This is a genomic window from Pseudoalteromonas rubra (assembly GCF_001482385.1).
GTDB lineage: Bacteria > Pseudomonadota > Gammaproteobacteria > Enterobacterales > Alteromonadaceae > Pseudoalteromonas > Pseudoalteromonas ardens.
The window spans coordinates 2,174,752-2,187,017 of record NZ_CP013611.1 but is presented as its reverse complement, the minus strand read 5'-3'; the positions used below and the strand labels follow the sequence as shown (position 1 = coordinate 2,187,017).

The window sequence follows — 12,266 nt, the reverse complement described above, 5'->3', positions numbered from 1 at the left end:
AAAAAGGGCGGCTATTTGGCTGCCCTTTTTAATGCGTGAGAATATTGATAGTTAGCCAGCACAGACACAGTGCACAGAGGAAGAACCAGCGCATGGTTGCCAATAACTTGAGCATCAGGCTTATGCTTTCCGGTTCGGGTGGTCTGTCGCTGCCAATGCGCATATTGTCAAATCGCTGCTGCTGATAAAAACGTGGCCCGGCTAGCTGGGTATTGAGACTGGCTGCGAACAAGGCCAGGATCCAACCTGAGCTGGCTGGACGGTAGAATTGGCCATAGTGTTTTAGGTAGTGGAGTGTTTTCCCGAGGTTTTGTGTCAGCGCCATCATTAAAACGAACAGCCTGACGGGTAACCATTCTAAAATTGCCAGGCTCAGTTGTAGCGGTTTAATAAACGCTGTGTCTGGTCGCATTTTACTGCGCCAGGCGTGATCGCAGAGCAACATCAATTTATAGCTCAATGCCAGCAGAGGGCCGCCGATCAGATAGAACACCATCACCAGATAGAAATGCCGCATGCCCCGTAATGCCAGGCTGTCCAGGCATGCCTTACAGATGCCCATCAATGACAGTTTTTCGACATCCCGGTTTACCATAGCGCCAAGTAACTGGCGTGCGGCTGCTTTTTGTTGTTGTTTAAGCAGAATCGCAATCCGTTTGGCACGCCGTTCATGTTGAATATCGAGACAGAAAAATAACACCAGGCCACCCAGCCACTGGGGATAGAAAGACAAATAGCCCAGAGCGGCCAGAATAAGCAGGATAGTCAGCATTGGCAGGATAAATGCCAGGCTACCGGATAGCCATTGATAGCGATTGGGCGCCTTAGGGCGATAAACTTTTTGGGCCAGGTTAGTAAACAACAGCGTCATGACGACATTGGGGTGATACAGGCTGGAGGTTCTGAATCCTATCGCGCTGAGTGTTGCCAGCAGAAAAATCAGCAAGCCCATGTGGGCTTGCAAATGTTCAGTTAACACCTTACAGCGAAACCTGATCCAGCTTTGCCAACAGGGCAGTAACCAGCTTAGAAGAGTTTACTGAGGCAACTTCCAGGTAGGCGTCGAATGATTGCGGCGATTCTTTGCCGGCGATGTCCGACAGTGAGCGGATCACAACGAATGGAGTGTGTAAAACATGACAGGCCTGAGCAATCGCGGCACCTTCCATTTCAACCGCCAGCATGTGTGGGAAGTCCTGACGCGTCTTGTCGATGCGCACTGGATCGCACATGAATGAATCACCGGTACAGATCTGACCCACTTTTGTCTGAATGTCAGTCAGTTCACCGACACTTTGCTGAGCGGCTTCAACCAGCGCAGAGTGCGCGCTAAATCCAGCTGGCATTTGCGGTACCTGACCCAGTTCATAGCCGAATGCAGTGACGTCAACATCATGATGTCTTACTTCAGACGAGATCACGACGTCGCCGACGTTCAATTCAGGATCAAAGCCGCCTGCTGAACCGGTATTTATAACACAGTCAGGGCTGTAGTTGTCGATAAGCAGCGTTGTTGCCACTGTTGCAGCCACTTTGCCAATACCAGACTGAACCAGAGTGACTTCGTGACCACCCAGTTCACCATGATAAAAGGTGAAACCGCCTTTGGTTGCGGTTTGTGTATTGTTCATTGCGTCACGCAGGATCGTGACTTCCTGTTCCATCGCGCCAATAATACCTACTTTCATAATCTTCTCTTATTTTTTAACCGTGTTGCTCATTATATATCAAAACTGGCGTTAGAAAATATGGTGTTAGGCAGGTTAAGAGGTTTTGCTGTCAGCCCTGAGGCGGGCCGACAGTGAGCTGGAGGGGCTAAATTTCTGCCAGTTGGGTTGCCGCGGCCTTGGCCTGAGACGGCGAAAGTACCGCAGGTTTGTAATTGCGATTGCGTGGCTTGCCCTGTGGCTCTGGCTTCTTGCCTAGTTTAAACAGAATGGCAGCCCGCACTTCAGCGCTTTTATAACCACTTTTTACCTTCATTCGAATATGTGGGATCCCGGCTGATTCCAGCGCACCACTGACGAACCAGTCTTTTTGCGCTTTGTGGCCGTTTTTATTGGCGTTGTTAACCAGGTCAACGGCAGCGACAATATTGAGCGTTTCTTTGTCAACCAGTACATAATCGAGCTGCTTATTTTGTGCTTTGGTGATGGCAGCCCGGCGTGCCTTTTTAGAGAGGCCTGGTTTACACTCGATGATTTCAATCAGCTTAACCCGACTAACAACCTTGAACTTGTCACCGACTGAGCGCTCTAGCAGTTGTAAGAAGGAGGCTTCGACAGTTGTGAATACAGACTCTTTTCGGTTAAACGGGTAGGGGTTCCCGCCGTTATCCGTATATTTTGAAATAACAATGGAAGCAATAACGACCAGCGCCAGAATAGATAATAATGTTAGTTCCATAAATCACTCCACGACAACAATTTGACTTGGAGATTATTAAGCAAAGAGCGTGCCTAAAGTGACTTTTAAGGAGGGATAAAGATTAAATACGCTCGGCGCTTTGGGACGGCCGAGCGTTTAAGAAAAGCAAATTGCTTGACTGGATCAGACGCGGTAGCCGTCTTTCAGGCCTTTTACAGCATACGCAACGGCATCGTGTGCATGCAAAGATTCGTAGTGGTTTATCTTTATATAGTAGTCTGGATAATTTTCTGCTTCAAATAAGGCTTTGAGCTTTCTGGCGGCATCTTCACAGAACATCAGGTTTTGACCGTTAAGGCGGGCAAACTCTTGCTCATCTTCACGTTTAACCGCAGCCTGTACAGGCGTTTTCAGTTCATCTTCTACCATGTTGACCAGGCCCAGGATGTCAAACTCCTGACAGTGCTCATCTAGTTTGACTTTGATATTCGTCACTGAACGCTGTGAGTGTGGTGTTGCCAGGATGCCTTCAGTGGTGCCTAACCAGGCGTGAACACTGGCATGATCGAGTGATTGATCGGCAAACTTTTCTTCAAAGGCATTTTGGATCAGCTGACGGGCAAGTGCGGCAGAACAAGGGCAGGTTGATGAGTAAGTGACATCAACGGCTAGTTCCAGATTAAACCGGCCATTTGCCAGATTAGCTGTGATCATAACCGGGTAGTTTTTCCAGCCTTGCTTGCCACTTAATAATGAGGCACGGCGCAGTGGTAATTCGAAATGAAATGTCACTTTAGCGCTGTGGCTTAGTCCTTCATGGCTGGTGATAAAGCTATCCAGAACTGAGCGAATTGTCGCGGGTGTTAGCGTCTGCTCACAGGACAGCGAGTCGAGTGCCAAAAATAGTCGTGACATATGGATACCTTTCGCATCAACCTGATCCAGGCTGACAAACGCATCCGCTTTGGTTGTTACGGGCGTATCATTTAAGCCTTTGCTGGATAACAGTAAAGGTAGCTCGATATTTCCCATTCCGACCCAGTCCAGCTTACCTTCTTGTAAGGCGTCCGCAGAATGTGCAATGTCAGGCATTGAAGTTGGCATTTGAACTCTCTTAATCACGACTATCAGGGCTGGGCATGTTACACCAAAATGTCACAACTTGCCGAGCCCGCTGGAAAATTTCTGGTAAAAAAATCGCCCAAGTGTGCAAAAATTCATACGCTGATGTCGACTTTCTAAACATCAACAAAAGACAGGGAATACGGGCGCTACAGAGGTTATTTTAGTTTGTGCAATGTCGCCTGCGACCTTTGGTCACTCGCTTCTGTGTTTTGGTCAGGTATAATGTAGGGGTTAACTAGGTGATTTTATTATGCTTGACTCTTCATTTGGGACTTGGGCCCGAATTTTATCGAATTTGATTAAAAACTACGGAGACCGCTGGGCGGGGGTTGTGGCCTACGCTTTTGTGCTTATCGTGTCTCTGGTTTTGGCGTGTATGTTTTACTACGTGGCGCTCGGTGAAGTCACACTGGTCAATGTGCTGTCTGTGGTGTTATTTGCGGCATTAACCTCCCCATTGCTGCTTTCTGTTGCTATCTATGCAATGCGTCAGCTCGATGCGTCGAAAGAGTATCTTGAATCTGCGACACAACAAGAAAAACTGCTCAATCAGACACTCAAAGACAACATTAACCGGCTCAATAACGAAATTGACGAGCGGAAAATGGCGCTGCATGCAAAGCACCGGGCAATAGCAGAGTTGCGTAAAGAGATCTCAGAGCGGCGTAAAGCTGAACAAGAGCTGGCACAACAGAGTATGTTACTGCGTAGTATCGTAGATTCATCCCCTGACTTATTCTATTACCGTGATGAACGGGGCGTATTTGCGGGTTGCAACAAGAAGTTTGAGCAAGTCATTGGCAAAACCAGTGAACAACTGATTGGCCATACGGTCCAGGAAGTCTTTGGTGAGCAGGATATTCCAAGGGTACTGCAAACCGATGAACAAGTGATTGAAACCCAGCAATCGATCAATGTTGACGTAGAATACCCGGTTGCCAACGAGAACTGCTGGTTTGAGATGCGTAAACTGCCCTTTATCAATGATGATGGGGAATATATCGGGTTGCTGGCGTTCGGTCGTGATATTACCAGCCGGAAAGAAGCGGAGCAGGCACTGGAAACGGCTTACAAAGATAAAGGGAAATTTATTGCCACTTTGAGTCACGAACTGCGCACGCCGCTCAATGGTATTGTTGGTCTGACACGTATGTTGCTGGACACTGAACTGACAAAGCAACAAAAAAGCTGGTGTAACACGGTTTTCTCCAGTGCCGAAACCCTAGGTAATATCTTTAATGACATTATCGATCTGGACAAGATAGACAGAGAACAGCTGGATATTGCTACAGACAGCATCAATGTGTCGGATTTTATCAATGATGTTGTCAACTTTGCAGGCCTGATAGCGGAACAGAAAGCGCTTGAGTTCAACATCAAGCGCTCGGGTATGCTGGACATCTATGCCTTATTAGATCCAACTCGTTTGCGCCAAGTGTTGTGGAACCTGATCAACAATGCCGTGAAATTTACCCACCGAGGTGGCGTTACCCTTGAGTGTCGTCGCGAAAACCGTGCAGATGGCCCCTGGTTGTCTATCAGTGTGATCGACACTGGCGTGGGGATCCCTTCTGATCAACAAGACCGTATTTTTGACATGTATTACAAAGCGCCCGATGCCAGTGGTAATAATGCCATTGGTTCGGGGATTGGCCTGGCTGTGACAAAAGCGCTGGTACATGCTATGAAAGGCACGATCCACGTCAGCAGCATGCAGGGAGAGGGCAGTCGCTTTGATGTGGAGCTACCTTTGGAGCTCTGCTCAGCGCCTAACGAGCAAAGCTATGCGGGTCGTAGCCTCTACATTTTATTGGTAGAAGATGTACCATTGAATGCTGAAATTGCCACCAATTTGCTGGAGCAGCGTGGACACGAAGTAGTCTGGGCAGAAACCGGGGAAGATGCCTTATCAATGGTTGAAACTGAGGATGAGTTGGATCTGATCCTGCTTGATATGCAACTGCCAGATATTAATGGTGATGAAATTGCGCGGCAGATCCGTGCCGATAGTCACTTTGACGAGCTACCTATTGTGGCGCTGACGGCCAATGTGCGTAGCGCAGAGCAAGAGCTGCAGGGAATTGATATTCAGGGCGCATTGGCGAAACCGATCAACACCACAAAGCTGGACAAGATGCTTGCGGAGCTGTTTGGGATAGAAGCAAGTAAAGATAAACAAGCTTCGCCTCAGTCCGAGCCGTTACAATTGAGCGAGCAAGAGAAAGCTTTACTGGATGTGGAAACAATCACTGATTTTGTATCATCTATGGGTATAGAGCCCTTTAAGCGCAGCTGTGACTTATTTACTCGCCTTAATCCGACTTACTACAAAGAGCTGGATGAGGCTAATCAGAATGAGGATACTGAGACTTATGTGTCTGTGGCACACAAGCTAAAGGGCGCCGCAGGCTCTGTTGGTCTGCAGAATGTGCAATTACATGCTAAAACGATGGAACTGGAAGGTGCTCAGGTAGACACAGTGCAGCGTGCAGATTGGTTGGATGATCTGGAAGTGAAAATAAGAGAAGGGCAATCTGCCCTTCACTCATTAATTGCAAAGCTCGCTGAAAACTCGTAACGCAAACTTATTGGCTATCGATCTTACCGATGAAGCGGTAGCCTTCACCATGAATGGTGCTGATCAGTTCAGGCGTGTTGTTGTCGGTTTCAAAGTGCTTACGGATGCGACGGATAGTAACGTCTACCGTTCTGTCGTTGGCGCGTAGCTCACGGCCTGTCATGTGCTTGATCAGCTGCTCACGACTGAAGATGCGACCCGGTGAGTCCAACATAAGACGCAGCGCACGATATTCGCCCTTCGGCAAACGTTTTGCTTCACCTGCTGGTGAAGTCAGGCAGCGACTATTCTCATCCAATTCCCAACCGTTAAATGTAATGACGCCATTGCTGTCAATACTAGACTCTTCCGGGCTTGAACCAGTACGAGTGATCAGGTTGCGCACGCGGATTGTAAGCTCACGTGGGTTGAAAGGCTTAGTGACATAGTCGTCGGCTCCGATCTCCAGACCAAGAATACGGTCGACATCGTTGTCACGACCGGTCAAGAAAATAAGACCGATGTTTTTCTTCTGGCGTAACTCACGAGCCAGGATAAGGCCATTTTTACCAGGCAGGTTAATATCCATGATCACACAGTTGACATCGTCGTTTGACGTCAATTTTTCATGCATATCATCGCCATCAATGGCTTCAATTACCTTATAACCTTCGGCTTCAAATAAACTAACGAGGTTCAGTCGAGTTACGTCTTCATCCTCAACAATTAGAATGACTGGCGTTTGCATTATTAATTAACCTTTTCGGAATATTGTATTTACAAAATCATCGGCGTTATATAATAAAACCGAATGTTAACGATTATAGGAGTATATTCAATTGTTAACAAGTAAAATCAGTTAGGATAAAACTTGGAGACGGCAAGCAACCGGGAAAGCACCTTAAAGTTGTGCTGAGTGACTTCTTGCTTGTTTATATACAACCTTATCTTACTCCCTTCCTGGACCAAGGAAGCAATCCCACCCCCTTCCAAAAATTCGATACTTTCGCCCACAGTTACCATACTTAGGGCCATTGTATCGGTCCAAGCGGAGAGTATATCATCTTCCAATGTTTCATCAATGTATGTGATATCACATCTTTGGGAAAGTTCCCGCAGAGAGTCAGACTTTTTTACTTCTATTATTTCAATCGGCTTTGTACGTATTTTTAAGGTACGATTACTATATAAAACAGCTCCTGGTCCATTTTTTATGTCATAAAAACAAAATCGAGTAATTTTCTTATTCTTTTGCTCTGGAAAATCAATGAACTTTGCCATTTGGTACAAAAAGGCTGAACGGATTTCTTCTGGCGATTTCGCATAACTAAACGTAGAAAAAAGAGAAAAACAACAAAAAATAAATAGGTACATAAATCTCACTGTGTACCTCCTTTCAGAGGCAAGCTGATCACAAATTGAGTACCTGATTTATAGTCTTCTTGTAGTGTGATGCTCCCACCCAGCGCCTGAGTGACCAGGTTATACACCAAATGCATACCCAGGCCACTTCCACCTTCTCCGCGGCGAGTGGTAACAAATGGATCAAATATGCGCTTTTTGATGGCATTTGGCACGCCGATACCATTGTCACTGTATACAATCGTTAATTGCTGGTCTTCTCTGTTCACTTTTATAGCAATTTCGTTATTTTCATCGCTTGTAAATCCGTGCAACAGGGAGTTTGAGAACAATTGCTCAAACACTTGTTGCAGCAAGCCTGACTTACTTCTGATGGTGAGTTCTTCAGGACAGTCCAGATGAATTTGAGGCGCTTTGATCTCCAATTCGGTGCGCATTGCGCCCATTACAGCATTGAGTAGTTTAGTAATATTGACGTCTGAATTTATCTCTATGTCCTGACTGACGGCGACCTTCTTAAAACTGGAGATCAAATCTGCAGCCCGATTGAGGTTACGATAAATGAGATCCAGATTTTCAATCCCTTCTTTGATAAATCGTTCCAGTTGCTTTGAAGTGAGCGTTTTTTGCTGGAATGCGACTTCAATATCGCTGAGTTTATCGCGTAATAATGTCGATCCGGTGACACCTAGGCCAATAGGCGTATTAACTTCGTGCGCTACGCCTGCAACCATTTGACCCAGTGATGCCATCTTTTCATTTTCAACTATCTGGTTCTGATACTGATGCATACGTTCGAGCGTATTGAGTAGTTCCTGATTCGCTTCTCTGAGTGCGATGGTACGCTGATTGACTTTTTCTTCCAGGCTCTGGTTGAGCTGTTTTATTTCTAGCTTATCTGCCTGATGGCGCTCAAGTTGATTTTGCGTCCGGGTCAGCATGATATTGAGGTTGTTAGCGAGGATATTAATTTCTTCTATGTCGCTTTTTTCCGCCCGGGTGGCATAGTTGTGATTCTTCGAAACATCCTGTAGTAGCACTGACAGCGACTCTATTGGGCTGGCTATTCGTTTTTGGATCCCGCGGGCGACAAACATCACCAGCACTAGTACAAACAGGGTCAGAGCGATATCTACCAGTATTTTGCGGTTGATATATTCGGCCAGATGTTCAAGCCCGCCACGCAGGTATACGTATCCTTCTATGTTACCTTCATACTCAACAGGCAAGATCAGCTCGATATAGTCTTCGGAAATTTTTGGTGTTCGGAGTTCCTCGATCTGATTGACCTTGAGCGGCACGGGCGGTGTTTTACTGGCATTGTAGCTGGTGAAAAAGACGGGCCGATTAGTGACATCATCAATGGCATAGATGTGAATGTTTTTCACCAGGTCGACTTTATCAAATGATTTGAGTCGCTTTTCTTCCGTTTTTCTGTCGTCAAAAATCAGCGTTACCTGAGCGTTAAATGCAATGATCTCGGCTATCATTTCCAACTTATTAATGATCAACTGCTTTTGCTTTTTAACGTCGAGATAGGTTGAAATTGAGATAGACAGGGACAAAGACAGCGCCGTTACTAGCATGACGGCACTGATCAGCACTTTTCTTATACTTGTTTTGGTTGCGTATTTACCCATTGGGAGACCACAAATCCCGCTTGCCAGCTATTCACTCACTTTAGTTTAGCAGTATAGAACACAAAAAAGCTCACATTTTACGAAACGATTCAGCACTTTGCTGGCTGGCAAAGATTTAACAGTCGATGCAGGCTGGTGCAACAATGTAAATATAGCCAGTTCAACGGAATGTTGGACTGGCTGACACTCAATTTTTACAGGCCCGATAGACGGCAAATTTGGTATTTTTGGCCAGTGTATCGCATTGTCCAAAGCGTGCTTCAATGAGTGGGGGGTACTTTAGAAAGCTATTTGCAACAATGTGTAGTTGTGACCCTTTACCCATGTGTTCGGCCACACCTTTGATAAACGCTTCGGCAATGTCATAGTCAGTTTTAAGACCAGTATGAAAAGGGGGGTTACTGATAATGGCATCAAAACGACCTTTCAATTGCCTTAGGCCATCGCTGAGCACCAGTTCAGCTTTATGACCATTTAAATGTAAGGTTTGTTCACAGGCATACAAGGCGAGCGCATTTACATCCAGGCAGCTGAAGCGCACTTTGGGTGACTGGTTAAGCACAAACGTCGCGATGACCCCGGCACCACATCCAAAGTCGAGCATGCATCCCTTGGCGGGTAGCTCAAGATGCTCCAGCAGTAACTTAGTACCGACATCCAGCTTGCCATGATTGAACACGCCAGGAACACTGACAGCATCAAACTGCTGCCCGGCGACGTTAATGCTAAATGTTTGCTGATAGCTGGCAATGTCAAAGTGTGCCAAAGGCTGCAGTTGGGCAAACTCATATAAAATACAATGTTTAGCGCTGTCCAGTTTGTAATGCGCCTCACAGTTATCTTGCAGTTGTTTTTCTGCAGATTTAACGCCGCCTTTGTTTTCTCCAACTACCAGTAAGCGAGTTTGCTCAGAGCACAATGCACGAATATTGTCGAACATCATCTGTGCTTCTGGTTTAGATTTCGGATAGTAATAAATGACCAGGTCAATATTGTCGAGTGCGGGCAGGCTATGTGACACATAACTGGTGATATTAGTTACCTTTTCGGCAACCTGATGAGCGGCAAAGTCATAACTGAATGCGCTAATACTTGCCTGCGGATTCAATTGCTTTAGTTCTGACAAAAAGCCATCACGTTGGTGATTGATGACCAAAATTTGCTGGCCTGTCAGTTCTTCTTCATTGCGCAGCAGTAATAAACTGGGGTTGGTTAATTTTTGCATCTGAGATCCAGAAAAGGCGGGGCTGGTTGCCCCGAAAAGCAGTGACAGATCAGGCTGTACGTTCGAACATCAGATCCCAAACGCCATGACCGAGGCGGTGACCGCGCTGTTCAAACTTAGTCAGTGGGCGGAAGTCTGGACGTGGTACATAATCATTGTTGTCAGACTGGTTTGCAAATCCAGGTGCGGCCTGCATGACTTCGAGCATGTGCTCTGCATAGTTTTCCCAGTCGGTTGCCATGTGGAATACACCACCAATACGTAGTTTAGTGCGCAACTTCTCGACAAACTCGGCCTGCACGATGCGACGTTTATGGTGACGCTTTTTATGCCATGGGTCCGGGAAGAATAGTTGCAGCTTGGCCAGGCTGGCGTCCGGGATGCAATCTGCCAGTACTTCAACGGCATCGTGCTCGAATACGCGCAAGTTAGTGACACCTTGTTCATCTGCTTCCATTAGGCAGGCACCAACACCCGGGCGATGTACTTCAATACCAATAAAGTTTTGTTCAGGCGCATTTTTAGCCATTTCGACCAGCGATTTACCCATACCAAAGCCAATCTCAACGACGACATCATTGTCGTTACCAAACACCTCGGTAAAGTCCAGGCGACCCTGAGCGTGCTCCAGGCCCATCGTTGCCCAACATTTTTCAATGGCGGCAGCTTGCCCTTTGGTCAGGCGGCCTTCGCGTTTTACAAAGCTGCGTACTTTGCGAATGTATTTGCCTTCCTGTTCGGCTTGTTCCAGAGCGGTTTTACTCGATTCGTTCATGGTCTTCATCTTCGGTGTAAAAAATGGGCGCACATTATCGCTATTCACAGCGCCAAGTACAAGAGCTTGACCTTTGAAAAAAGCTTCATACACTGGCGCGTGTATTAGCAAGTAAAAGCAGAGTCTAGCAATGACAGTAAATAATGAGCAGGCCCAATGGTTTGCCAAACAGGTTGTCGATTGGTACCAGTTATATGGGCGTAAAACCTTGCCCTGGCAGCTTGAGAAGTCCCCGTATAAGGTCTGGGTATCTGAGGTGATGTTACAGCAAACTCAGGTGGTTACCGTGATCCCATATTTCGAGCGTTTTATGGCGCGTTTCCCAACCATTATAGATCTGGCCGATGCGCCGGAAGATGAGGTGCTACATCACTGGACGGGACTTGGGTATTACGCACGAGCGCGCAACTTACATAAAACGGCCAAAATAGTTCGTGATGAATATCAGGGCAAATTTCCGCAAACATTAGAAGCCGTAATGGCCTTACCGGGAATTGGCCGTTCAACGGCCGGGGCTGTACTCTCTTTGTCTTTGGGTCAGGCACACCCGATTCTGGATGGTAACGTGAAACGTGTACTGGCACGTTTTTTTATGGTGGAAGGTTGGTATGGCGTCAAAAAGGTCGAAAACCATTTATGGGCGCTGACCGATGCGCTGACACCAAAAGATCGTGTTTCAGAATACAATCAGGCGATGATGGATTTAGGGGCAAGTCTGTGTAGTCGTAGTAACTTTGACTGTGAGGCTTGTCCTTTAGTCAGTCGTTGTCAGGCGCATCAACAGGGCAGAGTGAAAGAGTTTCCTAATTCAAAGCCGAAAAAAGCTAAGCCGAAGAAAGCGGCTTATCACCTGATAGTGCGAGCTGATGACAAAGTACTCATGGAAAAGCGTCCAAGTAGCGGTATTTGGGGTGGCTTGTTCGGTTTTTTTGAGTTCAGTGAATTGACAGAGCTGGATACTTTTTTGGCGCAACAAGGGCTATCGGGTAGCCAGCAAACGTTGTCGCCGTTCGTGCATATATTTACGCATTTTGAACTGACTATTACGCCTGTGGTTGTCAAATTAGATGCGACGCCTGATTGTGTTCACGATAATCCACTCTTGTGGTACGAGCTGGCACAGCCTGCTGAAGTGGGTTTAGCAGCACCGACTAAAAAGTTGGTTAAAGTCTTAAAGGCAATGGGGTAAACTTAGCGACAACAAATGTATAAAGG

General features: G+C 46.6%; 11 protein-coding genes. 2 read left to right on the top strand and 9 right to left on the bottom strand.

Features of this window, described 5'->3' with window-relative positions; all coding sequences use genetic code 11:
- Nucleotides 1-28 precede the first annotated feature (28 nt).
- The 4 genes from AT705_RS09665 to folE2 all read right to left on the bottom strand — a co-directional run bounded on the left by AT705_RS09665 (nt 29) and on the right by folE2 (nt 3,471).
- A complete protein-coding gene (locus AT705_RS09665; RefSeq protein WP_058796429.1) occupies nt 29-979 on the bottom strand; it encodes a cobalamin biosynthesis protein CobD/CbiB in 951 nt (316 codons plus the stop codon).
- A 1-nt stretch (nt 980) separates the two neighbouring features.
- Complete coding sequence (gene mtnN, locus AT705_RS09660; RefSeq protein ID WP_010383539.1) at nt 981-1,688, bottom strand: 5'-methylthioadenosine/S-adenosylhomocysteine nucleosidase; 708 nt, start codon at nt 1,686-1,688, stop codon at nt 981-983.
- A gap of 127 nt (nt 1,689-1,815) precedes the next feature.
- A complete protein-coding gene (locus AT705_RS09655; protein WP_049864866.1) occupies nt 1,816-2,406 on the bottom strand; it encodes a DUF2726 domain-containing protein in 591 nt (196 codons plus the stop codon).
- A 144-nt stretch (nt 2,407-2,550) separates the two neighbouring features.
- A complete protein-coding gene (folE2, locus tag AT705_RS09650; RefSeq protein WP_058796428.1) occupies nt 2,551-3,471 on the bottom strand; it encodes a GTP cyclohydrolase FolE2 in 921 nt (306 codons plus the stop codon).
- Between the two features lie 271 nt (nt 3,472-3,742).
- Here folE2 and arcB point away from each other — a divergent pair, with 271 nt between their 5' ends.
- On the top strand, nt 3,743-6,070 hold the full coding sequence (gene arcB, locus AT705_RS09645; protein WP_058796427.1) for an aerobic respiration two-component sensor histidine kinase ArcB: 2,328 nt from the start codon (nt 3,743-3,745) through the stop codon (nt 6,068-6,070).
- Nucleotides 6,071-6,077: 7 nt separating this feature from the next.
- Here the strand turns inward: arcB and arcA are convergent, their stop codons facing one another.
- From arcA to trmB, 5 genes are all read right to left on the bottom strand, one after another.
- Nucleotides 6,078-6,797, bottom strand: a complete 720-nt coding sequence (gene arcA, locus AT705_RS09640) for a two-component system response regulator ArcA (RefSeq protein ID WP_058796426.1) — start codon at nt 6,795-6,797, stop codon at nt 6,078-6,080.
- Between the two features lie 107 nt (nt 6,798-6,904).
- Entirely contained in the window at nt 6,905-7,423 is a 519-nt protein-coding gene (locus AT705_RS09635) for a YfiR family protein (RefSeq protein ID WP_157576901.1), read from the bottom strand.
- Between the two features lie 5 nt (nt 7,424-7,428).
- Nucleotides 7,429-9,051, bottom strand: a complete 1,623-nt coding sequence (locus tag AT705_RS09630) for an ATP-binding protein (protein WP_058796424.1) — start codon at nt 9,049-9,051, stop codon at nt 7,429-7,431.
- Nucleotides 9,052-9,238: 187 nt separating this feature from the next.
- Nucleotides 9,239-10,276: a methyltransferase gene (locus tag AT705_RS09625; RefSeq protein ID WP_058796423.1), complete on the bottom strand. Its 1,038-nt coding sequence runs from the start codon at nt 10,274-10,276 to the stop codon at nt 9,239-9,241.
- A gap of 49 nt (nt 10,277-10,325) precedes the next feature.
- Nucleotides 10,326-11,051 carry a tRNA (guanosine(46)-N7)-methyltransferase TrmB gene (trmB, locus tag AT705_RS09620; RefSeq protein WP_058797962.1) on the bottom strand — a complete coding sequence of 242 codons (726 nt, stop codon included), beginning with the start codon at nt 11,049-11,051 and terminating at the stop codon, nt 10,326-10,328.
- Nucleotides 11,052-11,181: 130 nt separating this feature from the next.
- On the opposite strand from trmB, the gene mutY reads away from it, so the two are divergent.
- Nucleotides 11,182-12,240, top strand: coding sequence for an A/G-specific adenine glycosylase (gene mutY, locus AT705_RS09615; protein ID WP_058796422.1), 1,059 nt, complete (start codon nt 11,182-11,184; stop codon nt 12,238-12,240).
- The last annotated feature ends 26 nt before the right edge of the window (nt 12,241-12,266 follow it).